This window comes from Eximiradius proteiniborus (assembly GCF_058546985.1).
On the sequence record NZ_CM178592.1, the window covers coordinates 897,841 to 917,577 of the forward strand.

A 19,737-nucleotide genomic window follows, 5' to 3' on the forward strand; every position below is an offset into this window, starting at 1 on the left:
AAAAATGAATGATTTAAATGTAAAATATAAGGTACAGAAATTAATAGTTTCTGTATCTATTATTTTGTTGTTGTGCAAATTATTAGCATATCAGATAACAAATTCCGTAGGTATTTTGACCGATGCATTAGAAAGCATAGTCAATGTAGTTGCGGGGTTGCTGAGCTTAGTAAGTATTTCAGTTTCAATCAAGCCCAAAGATGATAATCACCCATTTGGTCACGGCAAAGTAGAACTGCTTTCAGCCTCTGTGGAGGGTATGCTAATAGCAGTTGCCGGATTTATTATTATATATGAAGCAGTGTATAGACTTTTTGTTCCGAGTGAAATACAGAAGCTTGACATAGGAATTATTATTATTGCAATAGCAGGGCTTATTAATTACATAATTGGTGGATACAGCATCAAAGTTGGAAAAAAATATAATTCGATAGCACTGATTGCTGGCGGAAAGCATTTGCAATCGGATACATACTCAACAATCGGACTTGTAGTTGGGCTTGTAATTCTTTACTTTAGCAAGTTACAATGGCTTGACAGCATAATTGCAATTGTGTTCGGCTCAATAATAGCAATTACAGGCATAAAGATTCTAAGAAATACTGTTGCAAATTTAATGGATGAAGCAGATGCTTTGCTGCTTGACGAATTTCTGGAAATTATTAACAGAAATAAACAAAATGACTGGATAGATATTAAAAATACAAGAATTTTGAAGTATGGAGATACCTATCATATTGATTGTGATTTAATCATACCTTGGTATTACAACATTAACCAGGCAACCGAATTAACCGAAAAAATGAAAAAAATATTAAATGATAATTTTAAAGAAAATATTGATTTAGCTGTGCATATTTTTCCGTGTAAAAAAGAGAATTGTAAGCATTGTGTAATAACTGATTGCCAACACCGCTTAAATGCATTTGAAGAAAAAATCGATTGGACTATCAAACAGATAATTCGTTTTAAATAATTTCATTTTTTAGATACTACTAAATACAATTATTTAAATATTCAATACGTCATAAGTATATGAACAATTTGGAATATTAAATAAGTAAGTTTGTAATTAAGATAGCCATAGGAACAATTATTGGAGGAATTCTAGGGTATTTGTATTATTATTTTATAGGATGTAATGGAGGTTGCCCAATATCTTCAAACTGGATGATTTCTGTTCTATATGGAGCATTTCTTGGAGCAATTATTGCAACACCAACAAAAAGAGGGACAAATGGAAAAAATAACTAAAAGCACTTATATCGAAGAAATGTTAGAAATTAAGCCACAAGCTGTATCGTATTTTCTTGATAAAGGTATAGCCTGTCTTGTATGCGGTGAACCTTATTGGGGAACAATAGAAGAACTTGTATTAAAGAAAGGATATAGTGAAGAAGAACTGGAGCAATTCATTGAAGAACTCAATAGATTGCCCCAAAAATAAGTTGATATTTTTTTCGTTATTGTTATTAAGAAAAAAATGGTGCGAACGTGAAATCTATAAAAGTTGTTATCGGAGGAGAGGAATATAGTTTAATTGGAGAAGATGAGGAACTCATTATTCGGTCGGCAAATGAAGCAAACAGGTTGATAAATGAAATTAGAGCTAAATATGATAAAGAGTTGCCGATGCTTACAATTACAACATTAGCATTGGTTAATTCAATCGAAACAATGGAAATAGAAAAACGAAAATTGGAAGAAGAAAAGCATTTTTTGATGGAAGAATTGGACAGGATGAAAGATTTTTTGGAAAATTATATTAAACAAAACGCAGAAAATCAATAGTTCTTTGAAATTCGGTCGCATCATACAAATATTGTCGATGAAGAACTAATAGTATAACAATAGGGAGCTAAGCTCTCACCGGCAATGGGAGGCCTCAACCTCTAAGGAGGTAGCAATAAAATGCTCAGTGGAACCCAGACCCGGTAAGGATAGCACCCACTGTGTGTTGGAGAGGTTCTTCTACACACAATTATCCTGTATGATGCGGCTTTTTTTAATTAATGAACACTTGATTAAAAATAAGTAATCTTATTTTTTCAATTGGATATTTTAATATTTTAAATTAAATTGTAGTTTAGGTTTAATTAAATTTTTTGTCAGTTAATTTTTTTTAATTTTAGGGTATTTTATTGAAGAAACGAAATGAAACAATCAGATATTAAATATATAAAAATCAACTGGATAATTGGACTATTGGAAAAAGGACAATTAGCTTCAATTATTTTATTTCTAATCGTTTCTCAATAAAATCCCACAATTATCAGTAGTTATTATTAGTCATATTTAGGGAGAATTGAAGATGAGCCCAATTATCATCATTGTGGCGAGCATAGTTGGATTGATTGCGGGATTTGCGGCTGCCTATTTTGTTGCTACAAAAATGTCCGCAGCAAAAATTCAACAAGCAGAAGAAAGTGCTAAAAATATTCTGAAAGACGCAGAAAAAGAAGCAAACAACATTAAGAAAGAAAAAATAATAGAAGCAAAAGAAGAATGGCACAAAAGAAAACTCGAATTTGAAAACGACGCTCTTGCTAAACGTCAAAAATTACAACAAATGGAAAAGCAGCTTAAATCAATCGAAGATGATTTAAAGCGTAAAGAAAACGACTTGAATAAAAAAGAAAACGAAGTTAAAAATTACGAAGAAAATTTAAAGAAAAAAGAAACTGAACTTACTGAAAAAGCAAAAGATATTGACACTATCATTGCTGAACAGATGAAGAAATTAGAATCGATTGCTGGACTATCGTCCGAAGAAGCAAAAAAGCAATTGATGGAAGCTATGATAAACGACGCTAAACAAGATGCCGCAAATACAATCAGACAAATTCGCGAAGAAACTAAATTAAAAGCAAATCAGGAAGCGCAGAATATTATCGTTCAAGCTATTCAGCGAACAGCTTCTGACCATAGCGTTGAAACAACCGTTTCGGTTGTTACTCTTGACAGCGACGATATGAAAGGAAGAATTATAGGACGAGAAGGTAGAAATATTCGTGCTTTTGAAGCAGCAACGGGCGTTGATTTAATTATAGATGACACTCCTGAAGCAGTCGTAATTTCTGGTTTTGACCCATTCAGACGAGAAGTTGCTAAAAAAGCATTAGAAAAATTGATGCTTGATGGTCGCATTCACCCAGCACGTATCGAGGAAGTAGTTGAAAAAACTAAGAAAGAACTTGAAGAGGAAATCATAAAAGTTGGTGAAAGTGCATTATTAGAACTTGGAGTTCATAATATGCACAAAGAGCTTGTTCGATTAGTTGGAAAAATGAAATATCGTTCGAGCTATGGACAGAATTTGCTTAATCACTCGATAGAAGTTGCTAATTTATGCGGTATTATGGCTTCTGAACTTGGGCTTGACCCACAAATTGCCAAAAGAGCAGGATTGCTGCACGATATTGGTAAATGCGTCGATAAAGAAACAGAAGGACCTCACGCATTGATTGGATTTGAACTTGCGAAAAAGTTTCGCGAAAATCCGAGTGTTTGCAATGCGATTGGGGCTCATCACGAAGATATTGAGATGGAAACCCCTTACGCAGTGCTTGTGCAAGCATCTGATAGCATCAGCGGTGCTCGTCCTGGTGCACGTCGTGAATCTCTCGAAAATTATGTAAAACGGTTGCAGAAGCTTGAATCAATAGCCGAAAGTTTCGAAGGTGTGGGCAAAACTTTTGCTATTCAAGCAGGACGTGAAGTTCGTGTAATCGTAGAACCTGAAAAAGTTGATGACAACACTGCTGATATTTTGGCAATTGAGATTGCAAAACGAATTGAAAATGAAATGGAATATCCTGGTCAAATTAAAGTTACTGTTATCAGAGAAAAACGAAGTGTAAGCATTGCTAAATAATTGTTTTTTTGATATTTTTTTAGAAAGCAGCCTTCAATTCTGGTAGGCTGCTTTTTTTTGTAGCTATTTTGAAACCACTGATTGATTTTTATCTTATATTAAATATTCGTAATTTTGTAGTCTTTATTTTTTAAATAATTATAAAAGCGAAAAAATGTTTGAACCACAAAAAGAAAAATTAGACGAATTGAAAACAAGGTTAGAGAACCTAAGGAGGTTTCTTTGACATCGATGAAAAGAAAGAAAAAATTGCAAAATTAAAAGAAGAAACACATAGAAATGATTTTTGGGACGACCCCAATACAGCAAAAAAAATAATGCAAAAAATATCAGATTTGTCTGAATGGGTTGACGAATATGAGAAAGCAGAGCAATTATTTGAAAATGCTGCTGCTTTTTTGGAATTAGCTGTAGAAGAGGAAGATGCATCTTTGGAAAACGAGTTGAATTCTGATATTTCTCAATTTGAGAAATTCATAGAAGAACTTGAAATAAAAAATATGCTATCTGGCGCAGATGATACAAAATCAGCTATACTTACTATTCATTCAGGAGCTGGTGGAACAGAAGCACAGGACTGGGCAGAAATGTTGATGCGAATGTATACGCGTTGGGCTGAACGGCATAATTACAAAGTGTATTTACTTGACGAACTCGAAGGCGATGGTGCTGGAATTAAGTCTGCAACTTTAGAAATAAATGGGAAATATGCATACGGTTATTTGAAAGCTGAAAATGGTGTACATCGTTTGGTTAGAATATCACCATTCGATGCAAATGCAAGAAGACATACATCATTTGCTTCGGTATTCGTTTATCCAGAAATTGATGATGATGTGGAAATTGAAATAAATCCAGCTGATGTTGAAATGGAAACCTTCCGTTCTGGTGGAAAAGGCGGACAAAATGTAAACAAAGTCGAAACTGCTGTTCGTCTGCGACATATACCAACCGGGATTGTGGTTGCTTGTCAGCAGGAGCGTTCTCAATTTCAGAACCGAGAGCGAGCAATGAAAATGTTAAAATCAAGACTTTATCAGAAGAAAAGAGAAGAAGAAGAAGCTGCTCGCGCTGCGATCGAAGGAACAAAAAAGAAAATTGAATGGGGAAGCCAAATTCGCTCTTACGTTTTCCAACCCTATACAATGGTTAATGACCACAGGACTGAATTGAAGCGAACTGATATTCAAGCAGTGATGGATGGAGACCTTGATGATTTTATTAAAGCATATTTATTAAGTGATTTAAATCAATAGTGATGCATTGGTTTTATCTGTTATTGGCTGGAATATTTGAAATAGGATGGCCTGTTGGTTTTAAGCTATCGCAAACAACATCTTACAGGTATTTTTGGATAGCCTTTAGCATTGTTAGTATGGCGTTAAGTGGTTACTTTCTGTGGCTCGCACAAAGGCACATACCAATCGGAACAGCATATGCCATTTGGACAGGAATAGGAGCAATTGGTACTTTTACAATTGGAGTAATGTTTTTCAAAGATACAGCAAGTTTGTTAAAAATCATTTCAATTTTTTTAATTATTGCTGGTATAGTTGGCTTAAAGATTGCAAACTAATAAATCATAGATTTCATTTTAATAAAACTGAGCTGACTTGGATAAGTTTGAGCAATTTTATACGCACCATTTTCTATAGCGACATCGACTGTAAACTTACTGCTAATTTTTGAGCATTTATAATTAATTGTTCCGCGATAAATCCATTTGTTTTCTTTGTCAGCCATTTTAATAAAAATTCCAGAAGTAAGAGACATTTCAAGAAGTTCGCCGAAATAATTCTTATTATTTATCTGAGCAGAAATGTATTCATTGAAACTGTGCTTCGATTTGTAGCTATGCGCAGTATAATTTTCATATGCATTTTGATAATCACCATCAATAATTAATCTTGAATAAGGCTTAATTAATTCATTAAAAATTTTCGGTGAAATATCCTCATTTAATTTTCGGAATGAAATATAAGAATAGTATGAAATAATTAGTATTCCTAAGAAAATTGCGATACCAACATAATAAATTTGTTTCATTTTCAAATAAATTTGTTTAGACTAACTTTTAAAATACAATGATTTTTTTTATTTTGAAATAAAATAATTAACAAAATAGGATTACAGGATGAAAAGAGCAACTAAATTTGTATTAGCAGTATTATTATGTATTATTCCATTTACTCTTTTAGCACAAAAAAAGAAACCTTATACTTTCGAAGATGCAATGAGGTTCAAATTAATCAGGGAAACAAGCTTATCGCAAAATGGGAAATGGCTTGCATATACATTAGTTCCGGATCGTGGAGACCGCACACTATATATTCAATCTCTCGAAGATACAATTAAATTCACATATGAAAATGGCTCCAAGCCAAAATTGTCGCCTAAAACAGACTGGGTAGCCTTTGAAATACTTCCAAAACAAATAGAAATTGAAAATGCCGGCAAAAAGGACAAGCCCAAAAACAAGTTTGGAATAATGAATTTGTCAAATGGACGAGTAGTCGAAAGAGAAACAATAAAATCGTTTGAATTTTCGAACGATGGCAAATGGTTAGCATTTTTGTATGAAGGAAGTGATGAAAAAGACAAGAAACTTAAAGATAAAATTGTTGGGTCTCAGCTAAACTTACGTCATTTACAAAGTGGAACAGAGATAAGAATTGATTATGTAACTGACTTCTTATTTGATAGTTTGAGCAATTATGTTTTTTATTCAATATCGACAAAATCCGGAAATGGCGATGGTTTATATTACAGAAATTTAGATGAAGATTTTGCACCTGAATATGAGATAATTTCTAAAAATAATATTCATATTTGCAACTTAGCTTGGAAAGAAAGCGTTCAGAAACTTGCTTTTTGTTTAGCTACACTTGATAATAACGGAAAAGCAAAAGACTATTCAATATATATATGGGATAAAGCAAAATCGAGTGAAATTGTAACACCCAAAATAATTACAAGCAACTACTATATTCCACAAGTTAATGATATTAGTTGGAGCAGTGATGGCAGCAAACTGTTTTTCGGGATAAAACCAATTACCGAAAAATATGATACCAAACAAGATTTTTCGAACTATAACGATACAACATTTTTCAATATTGATAGTATTGCCAGGAGAGCTGATTTATCTCTTTGGCACTGGGACGACCCACTGATAATGTCTAATCAAAAGATTAGCTGGAACAAGTTCAAAGACAGATATTTTTTGAGTGTGTTTGATTTAAGAAAAAACACATTTATCCAACTTGGTGATAGCACAGTCAATAGAGTATTTGTTCCCAAAAACAATAATGTTACTATAGCTTACAGCGAAACACCTTATTACAAAGAAAAAACGTGGTATGGAGATCTTTTTGATCTTTATCTGGTAAACCTTGACAATGGAGAGAAAAAAATCATTCAGCGACGAATTGAAGAAAATGCTTATTTATCACCAAATGGTAAATATGTTGTTTATTACAATCAAAAAAACTGGTATTTATATGATATTCCCAACAATATTGCAAGAAATATAACTGGGAATCTTGATGGCAAATTTTTCGATATTGAGTTCGATATGCCGAGTAATGTTCCTTCAAATGGATTTGGTTGTTGGCTCGATAGTGGAAATGCATTTGTAATTTATGATTGGTATGATTTGTGGAAATTTGATTGTGCAAGTGGTTCCGGATACAATTTGACTAATCAAGCAGGTAAAAAAGAAAAGGTTAGTTTTCGAATTCGCAATATATGGGCGGACAAGGATTATTACTTAGAAACTGATACTTTAATTTTGCAAGGATACAATAATTATACAAAAGTTCAAGGTATTTATACTTTTATACTTCAAAATAAAGAACTTAGAACAAATTTGCTTGAAACAGAAAAGAAATTCACAGTAATTGGGAAACCGCGTTATAATAATAAGATATTGTACACACGAGAAAATTATGTTGAGTATCCTGATTATTGGATAACCTCAAATTTGAATTTTACTGATAAAAGAAAAATCACGGATGCCATTCCTGAAATAGTTGAATATGAATGGGGAACTACGGAGATTATCCGTTGGGTAAATTCACGTGGGGACAGTTTGGACGGATTTATTATCAAACCATACAACTACAACCCAAAGAAGCGTTATCCAATATATGTATATTTTTATGAAAGATTTTCGGATAGAACTTATAATTTTAATCCTCCGATGCTTTCTCATCGCCCGATACCACAAGTATATAACTCTTCGGGATATATAATGTTTCTGCCTGATATTAAATACTACATTGGAAATCCCGGATTTGACGCATTAGATGCAATAATGACCGGTTCAAGGCGGCTTATTGAGCTTGGTATTGCTGATTCTTCGAAATTCTGCATACAAGGTCATTCCTGGAGCGGCTACCAGACAGCATTTATTGCAACACAGACAGACTTTTTCAAAGCGGCTTGCGCAGGTGCACCAGTCGGGAATATGACAAGTGCGTATGGGCAAATTCGACTTGAATCAGGACTTACGCGACAATTTCAATACGAGGCTCAGCAAAGCCGAATTGGTGGCACATTATGGGATAGTTTGGATAATTATATACGTAACTCCCCTATTTTCAATGTAAATAAAGCCACAACCCCGCTATTAATAATGTTTGGAGATATAGACGAAGCTGTGCCTTGGCAACAAGGAATAGAGCTATATATGGCATATCGTAGGCTTGGGAAAAACGCAATATTTTTGCAATATGAAAACGAACCACACCATCCTCGACGGTATCAAAATAAGCTTGATTATTCAATAAAGATGAAAGAATTTTTTGACCATTATGTTTTAGGCAAACCAGCACCAGTATGGATAATAAAAGGTATGCCTTACAAGGGAAATTAATGCCGATGGTTATTTATTAATCAAATACTGGATATTTCCCTTCATTTTATTATTATAAAGCAAATAAGTTGCAACAAGAGTAGCAACTTATTTGTTTTTGATATAATTTGAATTATTATTAATAATTGATGTTATATTGAATTAGTATTCTACAAGAAGAAATAATATACTTAATAGGAGTTATTAATTTAAGTGCAAAATTACTTAGAATAAATCGCGAACCATTCTAAATATTATCTCATTAACAATGAACTATCTCCATAACTCAAAAAGCGGTAATTTTTTATTAACGCTTCGTCATAAATCTGTTTCCAGAAGTTTCCGCCAACAAATGCGCTGATGAGTAGTAGCAGTGTGCTCTTTGGCAGATGAAAGTTCGTAATTAGTCCGTCAGCTGTTCGAATTTGGTAGCCTGGCAAAATAAAAAGCTCTGTATTTCCTGAAATAAACGACTTTTTTTCCTGCGAAAGTTTTTCCAGAATTGCAATCATAGACTGCTCAAATGTGATTTCCTGATATTTGTGCGATAATTGATAAGGTTCGAATTGGCTTAATAATAGATTACTATGAATATCGAAATTTCTGTAAAAAATTTTTACGCCGACCCAGTATAGAGTTTCGAGTGTGCGAAGTGAAGTAGTGCCAGTTGAGATTATTTTCGATTTATTTTTAATTGCAGAAAGAATATTTTCGATAGTTGTAATTGAAACAAATAACTGTTCTTTGTGCATCTTGTGTTCTGCAACACTTTTCTCGATTGGAACAAAAGTTCCAGGACCAACGTGAAGTATTACTTCATCAAACAGAATATGCTTTTCTTTCAGTTTAGAAATCACTCTATCAGTGAAATGTAACCCAGCGGTAGGGGCAGCAACCGAGCCTTCCATTCTGCTATACACTGTTTGATAACGGTCTTTGTCTAATTCAGTTGTATCACGATTAATATAAGGCGGAAGAGGTATTTGCCCGATTTTCGATAATATTTCAGAAAATGTATAACTTGAAGAATAATCGAATTCTACAACAGCATAATTATCATACCGCTTTAATATTTTTGCCGATAATTGATTATCCTTAGTGAATAATCTGGAGTTTTCCTGAATATTTCTTCCACCAATAATACACTCCCAAACGCAACTATTTTTTGAGGACATTGTAATTTGGGGGTCTGAAGAAGGTGAAATCGGATTGACGCATAGCAATTCTGCTTTTCCGCCTGTCTGCTTCGACATAAATATACGGGCTTGTATAACCTTTGTAGAATTAATAATAATCAGCGAATTATCTGGTATATAATCACTAATATTTGAAAAAATGCTATGTTCTATCTTTTTTGATTTGCAATCAGCAATCAATAACTTACTTTGGTCACGCTCTTCGAGAGGGAACAATGCGATTTTTTCTTTCGGGAGTTCGTAGTCAAAATCTTTTAAATCTATATCAGGAATTTGCATTTTGTTTCTTACTCTGAATAAATGAATAAATAAAATATGCAGCAACAAGAACAACTACAACCGGAATTAAAATATATCCATATAAAGTCATATACTCATCAACTTTTTTCCAGTTATCCCCGAAAATATATCCTAAGTAAATCAAGATAAAATTCCATAGTAATGCACTCAAAAAAGACAAAACAGTAGATTTTCTGAACGAAAGCAAACTCATGCCAGCGAAAAAAGCAATTACAGCTCGTGTTCCTGATAAAAAACGATTTGCAATAATCAGCCAATATCCCCATTTTTTGAATAAATTATCGACTTTCAACAAAGCATTTTTCGAGATAAATTTTAATTTATCTGTTTCGATAAATTTCATCTCGAAGCGAACACCTAATACAAACATCGTTATAAAACCTAAAGTCGAACCTATTGTGGCAAAAAGCAGCAAAGGCAGGAAGCCAACTGTTCCGGTTCCTACAAGTGCCCCCATAAAAACAAGTGCAGCATCCGATGGTGAAGGAGGGAAAATATTTTCAATGTATGTAACTGCAAAAGCAATTATTAATATCCAAAATGGTGGAATTTTCTGTATTATTTCGATTAATGTTTCTAACATTTAAAATATAGAATAATAAGTAAAATACAAATATAATTTATCTCAAATAAATAATAAAGTATTATAATAGTACCTGGTTAGAAATGAAGTCTTTGTAGGAAAATTGAATAATAATAATATAAAAAAAGGAATACTTGATGAATAAAATAAATGGTGGAAATATCCACCATTTATAAACAATCTATAATTATTATTTTTAACAGACTTACAATGAATTAACAATTCGTTTAAATTCTTCGCCTCTATGTTCGAAATTGATAAACATATCGAAAGATTTGCAAGCGGGTGCAAATAGCACAACTTCTCCTGCACGAGCAACTTTTTTTGCTTCCAGAACAGCATCAAGCAATGTATCAACTTGAATACAGCGTTTCATTGCACAAAAATGATTAAATATTGCTTGTTTTTCTTCGCCAATGCATATAATATTGCTTACATTCTTTTGAACAATTTCGTTTAGCTGCGAATAATCATTATTGTCTCCTCTGCCGCCAGCAATCCATACAATTGGTCTTGTATAGCTCGCAAGAGCAAACCAAGCAGCGTTAATATTTGTTGCTTTGGAGTCATTGATAAAATCTACTCCATCGATTGTGCGAACAAATTCCAATCGATGTTCGACACCACGGAATGTCATCAAACTATCACGAATATTTTCATTGGGAATTTCAAAAGCGCGTGCCGCAAGCGCTGCTGCCATAGAATTGTAGGTATTATGAACGCCCGGCAATCCAAGTTTACTTGCCAAAATTAGTTCCTCCTCGTTATGCTGCTCAACTAATTTTATCAAACCATCGGTGCAATATGCCCCCCGCACCACAGGCTTGAACGAGATGAAAGCAACTTTTGCCTTTGTAGATGGCAAAATCCCCATAGTTGCACTATCATCTGCATTTAAAATTAGTAAATTTTCGGGAGATTGTTGCAAAGAAATTTTATACTTAGCCTGAATATATTCTTCCATAGAACCGTGATAATACAAATGGTCAGGTGTTATGTTTAAAATTACAGCAACATCTGGTTTGAATTTATAGCAGCGGTCAAGTTGGAAACTGCTGAGTTCCGCTACAATTATTGTATCATCTTCGATATTATCTACAAGAGAAGCAAGTGGCTTACCAATATTGCCTGCTGCAACTGCTTTTTTGCCGGAATTGTTTAAAATATATGCTGTAAGTGACGTGGTTGTCGTCTTTCCGTTTGTTCCGGTTATTGCAATAATTGGATTTTTCAAATATTGATAAGCATATTCAATTTCACTAATTATTGGTATTTCTAAACTTTCAGCACGACGAATAATATCTGAATGTGGCGGAACACCCGGAGAAGTAATGATTAAATCACAATTATGCAAGGCTTTTTCGGTATGTCCACCCAATTCAAAATTTATGTTATAGTCTTCAAGTTCTTTTTTTAATAAATCAAAATTTGCAGGAATTTTACTTTCGGTTAAGAACACATTCTCACCTTTTTTGACTGCTAATTTTGCTGCTTCGAGACCGCTTTTCCCAGCTCCAATGACTGTGATATTCATTTCTTCACCTAAAAATAAAACAAAATTATCAACAATTCGGACTTTATCAAAGGGTTATCATTAATTTTCCCAAATAATGGCATTTTTGAACATTTTTTCTGCAGTTTCAAATTTAGATTTATCCCGAGCAAAAAGCACAGCGATAGGTTCTTCTTTTACGCAAGAATCACCATCTTTTTTCAATAGCTTTATGCCTGCTGCAAAATCAATTTGGTCGTTTGCAACTTTTCTTCCAGCACCTAGTTCTATTGCAGCATAGCCAATTTCTTTTGTTTGAAAACCTTTGATTTTTGCATCTCTTTCTGAGCTTACAATATAAATCGGCGTATTTGCATATTCTTTTTCAGACAATGAGATATTTCCTCCTTGCAACGCAATCCAGCGAAGGAAATTATCGTATGCTCTTCCGGATGCGAGCACATTTTCAATCTCATTAATAGCTTTAATTTTATTCTCAAACATGTTGCACATCACTAAAAGTTCACTTGTAAGTTCGAAAGTAATAACCTTAAGATCTTCCGGGAAATCGCCGCGCAAGCAATTCTGCACTTCGACAACTTCCAGCCAATTGCCGACATAGTTCCCGAGAGGATTATTCATATTTGTAGGTATCGCTTGAAAACTGACACCGAAATTACTGCAAACTGCTTCCATTAGCCTAACTAAATTTTTGGCTTGTTCAAATGTTTGGTAGAACGCTCCGCTGCCGATTTTTAAATCAAGCACAAGAGCATCTAATCCCTCAGCTAATTTTTTGCTCAATATCGATGCAGTAATCAAGGTATCAGATTCCACAGTTGCGGTTATATCTCTTATTGAATAAATTATTCTATCAGCTGGAGCAATGTCTTCGGATTGGGCAACTATCATTCCTCCAATTGTTTCCATCTGATGCTTCATTTCTTCTTGCGATAAATTCACCTTGTAACCAATGATAGATTCTAGCTTATCAATTGTGCCACCGGTATGACCGAGCCCACGTCCAGAAATCATAGGGACTAATACATCAAACGATAATAAGATTGGAAGTAAAATAAGTGAAATTTTGTCGCCTACTCCACCAGTTGAATGTTTATCTGCAACTGGTTTCCCAATGTACCTGAAGTCAAGTTGTGCACCCGAATATAGCATTGCTTGAGTAAGAGCAAAGGTTTCATCTTCAGACATTCCATTGATGCAAATTGCCATCAAAAGAGCAGCAATTTGCTCCCGAGAAATGTTGCCATCAATCGTTGATTGAACAAAGAAAGAAATTTCTTCTTGTGTTAATTCAAGTTTGTCTCTTTTTTTTTGTAAAATTTTATAAATATTCATAAATAACCTATTATGACTTGAATAATTGTTCAAAAAAAATTAAATTGCAAAAAATTAGTTGAACTACAATTTACGTAATTAAAATGCACTACGCAATACCCATCGGACAAAGTTTGAGGAAGTTTATCAAAACGCTACATCATAAACAAACGCGAGATGAACGCGGATTGTTTGTTGCAGAAGGAGAAAAACTCGTAGAAGAACTTCTAAAAAGTTCATTTCAAGCTGAATTTCTTGTTGTTAGAGAATCAGCTTCAAGCAGCATTATCGATTTAGCAAATAAATTCAATGAAAAAGGGGTTGCTGTTTATACTGCTCCCAAACATCAATTTGATCAGCTTTGCGATACAAAAACTCCACAAGGAATTTTAGCAGTTGTAAATACTCTTGAACAGAAAATTCTACCAAAAGAATCATTTATTGCTCTCGATGGAGTATCAGACCCCGGTAATTTAGGAACAATTATTCGCTCAGCCGATTGGTTTGGAATTAATCAGGTGATTATTGGAAATGCAGGTGTTGACGGACTTAATCCAAAGACAGTTCGTTCAACGATGGGATCAATTTTTCGAATTAATGTTATTTATACAGATAATTTAGTTGAATTTTTGCAAAAACATTTTCCAAAAGTAAAAATTTTCGGTGCTGATATTGCTTCAGATAATTTAATAGATTCAATCAAACATCCCAAGCAATTTGGTTTGGTATTTGGGAATGAAACGCAGGGAATTTCGCCAGAAGTAAAAGAAATTTTATGTTCTACTTTCAAAATTCCGGGTTACGGTCAGGCAGAATCACTTAATGTTTCGGTTTCTGTTGGTATTTCTCTTTATCATTTCACAAAATAAGGATTAACTATGATACAAGCGATTCGAGGAACAAAGGACATTCTCCCCGATGTGATTGCCCATTGGTATTATGTAGAAGAAACAGCAAAAAAAGTATCTGAACTATTCGGTTATAAAGAAATTCGCACACCAATTTTCGAAAAAACTGAGGTTTTCGCTCGTGGGGTTGGTGAGCAAACAGATATTGTCAATAAAGAAATGTATACCTTCACTGACCGTGGAGGAGATTCAATCACTTTACGTCCAGAAATGACAGCTGCACTTGTGCGTGCTGTTATCCAAAACTCACTTAATCAGCAGCAGGCAATTTCACGTCTGTGGTATTTTGGTCCTTTTTTTAGATATGAACGTCCGCAAAAAGGACGATTACGTCAATTTCATCAATTCGGTGCTGAGTGCATTTCTTCTCCATATCCTGAAAGCGATTCAGAAATCATTCATCTTGCTGCTACTTTCTGCAAATCACTCGGGATTGATGATTATCAACTAATAATTAACACTTTAGGAAATGAAAATACTCGTTCAGAATATAAAAAAATCTTAGTAGAATATCTCTCTGCAAATAAGAATAATCTCTCTGCTGAAAGCAAAAACAGATTGGAAACCAATCCTCTTCGTGTTCTTGATTCGAAAGATGAGCAAGATAGAGAAATTATCGCCAATGCACCGAATATACTTGACTGCTTAGATGAGGAGAGCCGTAAGCATTTCCAGAAAGTTCTTGAAATATTAGATTATCTTAACATTCCATATAAAATCAATCCCCGGCTTGTTCGTGGTCTTGATTATTACAGTCATACTGTATTTGAGCTTCAACATAATAGTCTCGGTGCACAAGATTCATTTGGTGGAGGCGGCAGATACAATAGCCTATTCTCACAACTTGGAGGGAAAGAAACTCCAGCCGTTGGATTTGCAATGGGTGTTGAACGACTTCTCTTGATTTTGGAAAGCATTGGCAAAATTCCTGCTCCAAGCATAATAGCAGATTACTATATAGTATCTGCTGATCCGAATTATTCAAATATTGCTTTCAAAATCGCCGAGAAATTACGTCTTAGTGGCAAAAAGGTCATTTGTGATATTCAAAGACGCTCAATGAAAGCACAGATGAGGGAAGCTGGTAAACTAAATATTCCATTTGTTATTATTATTGCAGAAGAAGAATTAAAACAAAATTCAGTAGTTCTCAAAAATATGAGCGACGGCTCCCAACAAGTTATAGAAATCGATAATTTATAATTATTTTTTTTTATTGAAAATTATTTATTAAAACTCGTTTTTTGGTAAATTTGATTAGCTTAAAAAATTTACTTATTTTTGCTATTAATAACTTGATTATTCATAGAATATGGATATTTGTCGCTGGGAAACTGTTGGAGAAGAATACGTAGGAAATTACAAGATTTTCGATTTATATTATTATACGAGGATTCACCCAGTAAAACAAACAAAGTCGAAATTTGTTGCACTAAAATCACCAAATTGGGTTAATATTCTACCAATAACTTCAAATAAAGAACTTGTGCTGGTGGAACAATACAGGCACGGAACAGATGATATTTCGCTTGAAATTCCTGCCGGTCTCATAGAAACCAACGAGGATCCAAGAAATGCTGCTGAACGTGAATGTAAAGAGGAAACAGGATATTCAGGATTGATTGAAGCAGAGTTAGTTGGATTTGTCGAGCCCAATCCTGCTTTTCTTGGAAATAAATGTTATCACTATGTATGGTTTGACTGCGAAAAGAAATTTGAACAAAAATTTGACGAAAATGAACTCATTTCTGTAAAATTAGTGCCTTTAAAAGAAATCCGAACATTGATAGAATATGGAGTAATTCGTCATAGCCTTGTGCTTTCGGCAATTACTTTTTTTAATATTAAATTTGGCGAAATCTGGAATTATTAAAAATGGGAAAAATAATAACAATTGCAAATCAAAAAGGTGGTGTTGGCAAAACGACCACTTCTATTAATTTAGCTGCTTCGCTTGCTGCAAGCGATATGCCTGTTCTGCTTGTTGATATTGATCCTCAGGCAAATGCTTCGGGTGGGATTGGATTTGACACAAAGCAGCTTGACAATACAATTTACGAAGTGCTCGTGAATGAACTTCCCCCAGAGGAAGCTATTTTGAAAACAGAGATGCCAAATTTGGATCTTCTACCTTCTCACATAAATTTAGTTGGTGCTGAAATTGAAATGGTTAATTTAGAAGACCGTGAACTTGTTCTTAGAAATGTTTTAAAAAAAGTCCGCGATAAATATGCTTTTATAATAATAGATTGTCCTCCTTCACTCGGTTTGCTTACTCTTAACGCTCTTTCAGCTGCTAATTCAGTGCTTATTCCCGTCCAATGCGAATTTTATGCTTTGGAAGGGCTGGGACAATTACTTAATACTATTTCAATAGTCAGGTTGCATATTAATCCCGAACTCGATATTGAAGGTGTGCTGCTAACAATGTATGATTCCCGGCTGCGGTTATCCAACCAAGTTGTCGAAGAAGTTCGACGACATTTTGATGGAAAAGTTTTTGATACTTTGATCTCAAGAAATGTAAGGCTATCAGAAGCACCTTCTCACGGGAAACCCGTGCTCCTTTATGATGCAACTTGTTCAGGAGCAGCAAATTATCTCGAACTTGCTTCCGAAATTTTAAAACGAAATTCTATAAATAAATAAAGCTTGAAAAAATGCCACAAGAACAAGATAAAAATACTAAAAAAGTTCAAGTTAAGCACGGTTTAGGCAAAGGCTTGGGGGCTTTGATTCCTTCTGTTGAATTCAACAAAGACAAAGGTTTCAAAATTACATCTGAAAATGAGAGCAAAGATGAAGTAAAAGGCACAGTATCATTTATTGATATTGACAAAATAAAACGTAATCCTTATCAGCCGCGACGAGATTTTGCTCCCGAAGCGTTGGAAGAATTAAAGAACTCGATATTAAAACACGGTGTAATACAGGCAATATCCGTTCGGCATTCAATTAACGGGTATGAACTTATTTCTGGTGAACGTCGTCTTCGAGCATCAATAGCCGCCGGGCTGAAGCAAATCCCTGCTTATGTGCTTGATGATGTTAGCGATAAGCAAATGCTCGAAATCGCTCTCATCGAAAATGTGCAGCGTGAGAATTTAAATCCCATTGAAATTGCTCACGGCTACAACAGACTTATCGAAGAATGCAACTACACACAAGAGCAAGTTGCCGAACGTGTCGGGAAAGATCGTTCGACGGTAACAAACTTCCTTCGGTTACTGAAACTTCCCGAAAGTATACAAGAATTGGTTCGTGAGAAAAAGCTCTCTATGGGACACGCCCGCACATTACTTTCACTCGACGACCAACTCAAGATGATTGCTGCAACGAATGAAATCCTTGAGAAGGAATTGTCTGTTCGTGCAACAGAAATGCTCGTTCGCGATATTCAAAAAGGTAAGGTCAAGTTTACAATCGATGGCAAACGCATTGCTCCGCAAAAGGATAAAAAAGACATTCTTCCAAAAGATAGTGCGTTGCAATTGGAAGAGATTGAAAATAGATTGCGGCATTTATTTGCAACAAATGTTAGAATTACGCCTAAATCTCAACAAAGTGGCACAATTGAATTTGATTTTTATTCTATTGATGATTTTGAAAGATTAATTGAAATTTTTGAAAATACTCTGAAAAAAGAAAATGAATAAAATTTATTTGAAAAATACAACTCAAATTAGAGTTCGCTATGCTGAAACAGACAAAATGGGATTTGTATATAACGGCAACTATCTTACTTATTTCGAAGTAGGTCGCGTTGAATTGATGCGGCATTTTAATTTAAGTTACGCAGAATTAGAACAATATGGTTATTATTTGCCTTTGGTGGAAAGTCATTTGAAGTATGTCAAATCAGCATATTACGACGATTTGCTTGACATAGAAGCATCGTTGGAATGGCAATTAGAGCCAATTCTGAAATTTCAGTATAGAATTACACGTAATAACGAACTCATTTGCGAAGGATTTACCACTCATTGTTTTATGAGCAAAGAGACTATGAAACCAGTTCGACCGCCAAAAGTATTTATAGACGCTATCAATAAAATCAAGCTTTCTGCGTAATTGCATAAGTTATTTGGATGATTTATGAAAAAAGTGGTTTTTGTTGTTTTTCTTTTATTGAATGTCGCTGTTTATGCGGATAATACACCTTTTAATTTTTTGAGGAATATCGCAAGTGCCCGAGCAGCCGGACTTGGTGGTAGTTTTGCATCAGTAATCGACGACCCAAGCGCTGTTTTTTACAATCCGGCAACACTTTCGACAATAGAAAGCAACAATTTTTCTTTTAGCTTTACAAAACACATTCTTGATGTAAATAGTGGAAATTTAGTATATATTCACGATTTTGATAATATTGGCAGATTAGCCGGAAGTGCGTCTTTTACTTCTTATGGATCATTTGATTATTATGATAGCGATGGAAATAAACTTCCCGGCTCATTTTCAGCAAACGATTTGATGTTTGGCGTATCTTATACAAATACTCTCGATACTAATCTTTACTATGGTGTTACATTAAAATTTGCTTATCTCTCATTAGAAAAAGCTTCGACTTCGGCAATGGCTATTGATGCGGGATTAATCTATTTGCTTCCCGATGGACGTTCAAACTTAGCATTCAGCATATTGCACGCAGGCACTCAACTTTCCACTTTGGAAGGACGTAAAGAAAATATGCCATTAGATGTTCGCATAGGTGCCAATCATAGATTGCGCGGATTGCCGTTGTTAGCAAATATTAATTTTCATCACCTTGCAGATAAATCTAAAAACTTCATAAGTAAGTTTAGAAATTTTTCACTTGGTGGAGAAATATATTTAGGCAGATATTTACAATTAAGAGTTGGTTATAATAACCATATTCGTTCAAAAATTGCGAGCACTTTTGATAAAGGTATGACAGGTTTCAGTGGCGGATTAGGGATAGTCCTTGAAGACTTTAACATTGATTATGGCTTTTCTCAATATGGAGATGGTGCGAATTTGCATAGATTAAGCGTATCTACACATTTGTAGGTATGCAATAATGTTCTTTGTTATATGTTGGACAAATGCAGAATTGTTATTGAATATTGCCCATACTACTTAATTTGCTTTTATTAAGTTTATACTTTTTTGTAACTTGTAATTTTATTTATGTAAAGTGTAATAACATTTTTTACTTCTTGTTAATTAATTATTA

The 19,737-nt window shown here is 34.2% G+C and carries 20 protein-coding genes; 15 read left to right on the top strand and 5 right to left on the bottom strand.

Annotation, left to right across the window (positions count from 1 at the left end):
* The first annotated feature begins 4 nt into the window (after window positions 1-4).
* From ACY2LT_RS03780 to ACY2LT_RS03810, 7 genes are all read left to right on the top strand, one after another.
* The gene (locus tag ACY2LT_RS03780) at window positions 5-976 is read left to right on the top strand and encodes a cation diffusion facilitator family transporter (protein WP_491816505.1); all 972 of its coding nucleotides are present in this window, start codon (window positions 5-7) and stop codon (window positions 974-976) included.
* A gap of 101 nt (window positions 977-1,077) precedes the next feature.
* Window positions 1,078-1,254 (top strand): DUF6132 family protein, encoded by a 177-nt coding sequence (locus ACY2LT_RS03785; protein ID WP_491816778.1) that lies wholly within the window; start codon window positions 1,078-1,080, stop codon window positions 1,252-1,254.
* On the top strand, window positions 1,238-1,447 hold the full coding sequence (locus ACY2LT_RS03790) for a DUF1858 domain-containing protein (RefSeq protein WP_491816506.1): 210 nt from the start codon (window positions 1,238-1,240) through the stop codon (window positions 1,445-1,447). Before ACY2LT_RS03785 ends, ACY2LT_RS03790 begins: the two co-directional genes overlap by 17 nt.
* Before the next feature lie 47 nt (window positions 1,448-1,494).
* Entirely contained in the window at window positions 1,495-1,791 is a 297-nt protein-coding gene (locus ACY2LT_RS03795) for a cell division protein ZapA (RefSeq protein ID WP_491816508.1), read from the top strand.
* Between the two features lie 520 nt (window positions 1,792-2,311).
* A complete protein-coding gene (gene rny, locus ACY2LT_RS03800) occupies window positions 2,312-3,874 on the top strand; it encodes a ribonuclease Y (protein WP_491816509.1) in 1,563 nt (520 codons plus the stop codon).
* 154 nt (window positions 3,875-4,028) lie between these two features.
* Window positions 4,029-5,130, top strand: a protein-coding gene (gene prfB, locus ACY2LT_RS03805) for a peptide chain release factor 2 (RefSeq protein ID WP_491816510.1) whose coding sequence is annotated in 2 segments (ribosomal slippage) — window positions 4,029-4,097 and window positions 4,099-5,130 — 1,101 coding nt in all. Because the reading frame shifts where the segments join, the coding sequence is not laid out codon by codon here.
* A 2-nt stretch (window positions 5,131-5,132) separates the two neighbouring features.
* The gene (locus ACY2LT_RS03810; protein WP_491816512.1) at window positions 5,133-5,450 is read left to right on the top strand and encodes a DMT family transporter; all 318 of its coding nucleotides are present in this window, start codon (window positions 5,133-5,135) and stop codon (window positions 5,448-5,450) included.
* Here ACY2LT_RS03810 and ACY2LT_RS03815 read toward each other — a convergent pair.
* Complete coding sequence (locus ACY2LT_RS03815) at window positions 5,447-5,920, bottom strand: hypothetical protein (RefSeq protein WP_491816513.1); 474 nt, start codon at window positions 5,918-5,920, stop codon at window positions 5,447-5,449. The two genes, ACY2LT_RS03810 and ACY2LT_RS03815, sit on opposite strands and share 4 nt — an antisense overlap.
* Window positions 5,921-6,008: 88 nt before the next feature.
* On the opposite strand from ACY2LT_RS03815, the gene ACY2LT_RS03820 reads away from it, so the two are divergent.
* Entirely contained in the window at window positions 6,009-8,750 is a 2,742-nt protein-coding gene (locus ACY2LT_RS03820; protein WP_491816514.1) for an alpha/beta hydrolase family protein, read from the top strand.
* 233 nt (window positions 8,751-8,983) lie between these two features.
* Here ACY2LT_RS03820 and ACY2LT_RS03825 read toward each other — a convergent pair whose 3' ends face one another.
* The 4 genes from ACY2LT_RS03825 to ACY2LT_RS03840 form a co-directional block, all read right to left on the bottom strand.
* Window positions 8,984-10,204 carry an S-adenosylmethionine:tRNA ribosyltransferase-isomerase gene (locus ACY2LT_RS03825; RefSeq protein ID WP_491816516.1) on the bottom strand — a complete coding sequence of 407 codons (1,221 nt, stop codon included), beginning with the start codon at window positions 10,202-10,204 and terminating at the stop codon, window positions 8,984-8,986.
* Entirely contained in the window at window positions 10,191-10,808 is a 618-nt protein-coding gene (locus tag ACY2LT_RS03830) for a DedA family protein (protein WP_491816518.1), read from the bottom strand. Before ACY2LT_RS03830 ends, ACY2LT_RS03825 begins: the two co-directional genes overlap by 14 nt.
* Before the next feature lie 205 nt (window positions 10,809-11,013).
* The gene (murD, locus tag ACY2LT_RS03835) at window positions 11,014-12,342 is read right to left on the bottom strand and encodes a UDP-N-acetylmuramoyl-L-alanine--D-glutamate ligase (protein WP_491816519.1); all 1,329 of its coding nucleotides are present in this window, start codon (window positions 12,340-12,342) and stop codon (window positions 11,014-11,016) included.
* Window positions 12,343-12,402: 60 nt separating this feature from the next.
* A complete protein-coding gene (locus tag ACY2LT_RS03840) occupies window positions 12,403-13,656 on the bottom strand; it encodes a thymidine phosphorylase (RefSeq protein ID WP_491816521.1) in 1,254 nt (417 codons plus the stop codon).
* An 83-nt stretch (window positions 13,657-13,739) separates the two neighbouring features.
* Between ACY2LT_RS03840 and ACY2LT_RS03845 the strand changes: the two genes are divergently transcribed.
* From ACY2LT_RS03845 to ACY2LT_RS03875, 7 genes are all read left to right on the top strand, one after another.
* Window positions 13,740-14,504, top strand: coding sequence for a TrmH family RNA methyltransferase (locus ACY2LT_RS03845; RefSeq protein WP_491816522.1), 765 nt, complete (start codon window positions 13,740-13,742; stop codon window positions 14,502-14,504).
* Between the two features lie 9 nt (window positions 14,505-14,513).
* Window positions 14,514-15,746 carry a histidine--tRNA ligase gene (gene hisS, locus ACY2LT_RS03850; RefSeq protein ID WP_491816523.1) on the top strand — a complete coding sequence of 411 codons (1,233 nt, stop codon included), beginning with the start codon at window positions 14,514-14,516 and terminating at the stop codon, window positions 15,744-15,746.
* 109 nt (window positions 15,747-15,855) lie between these two features.
* Window positions 15,856-16,416 carry an NUDIX hydrolase gene (locus ACY2LT_RS03855; protein WP_491816524.1) on the top strand — a complete coding sequence of 187 codons (561 nt, stop codon included), beginning with the start codon at window positions 15,856-15,858 and terminating at the stop codon, window positions 16,414-16,416.
* Window positions 16,417-16,418: 2 nt separating this feature from the next.
* Window positions 16,419-17,192, top strand: coding sequence for a ParA family protein (locus ACY2LT_RS03860; protein ID WP_491816525.1), 774 nt, complete (start codon window positions 16,419-16,421; stop codon window positions 17,190-17,192).
* Between the two features lie 11 nt (window positions 17,193-17,203).
* Window positions 17,204-18,199, top strand: coding sequence for a ParB/RepB/Spo0J family partition protein (locus ACY2LT_RS03865; protein ID WP_491816526.1), 996 nt, complete (start codon window positions 17,204-17,206; stop codon window positions 18,197-18,199).
* Window positions 18,192-18,614 carry an acyl-CoA thioesterase gene (locus ACY2LT_RS03870; protein ID WP_491816527.1) on the top strand — a complete coding sequence of 141 codons (423 nt, stop codon included), beginning with the start codon at window positions 18,192-18,194 and terminating at the stop codon, window positions 18,612-18,614. The genes ACY2LT_RS03865 and ACY2LT_RS03870 overlap by 8 nt, the downstream gene beginning before the upstream one ends.
* A gap of 24 nt (window positions 18,615-18,638) precedes the next feature.
* A complete protein-coding gene (locus ACY2LT_RS03875; protein ID WP_491816528.1) occupies window positions 18,639-19,571 on the top strand; it encodes a PorV/PorQ family protein in 933 nt (310 codons plus the stop codon).
* Window positions 19,572-19,737 lie beyond the last annotated feature (166 nt).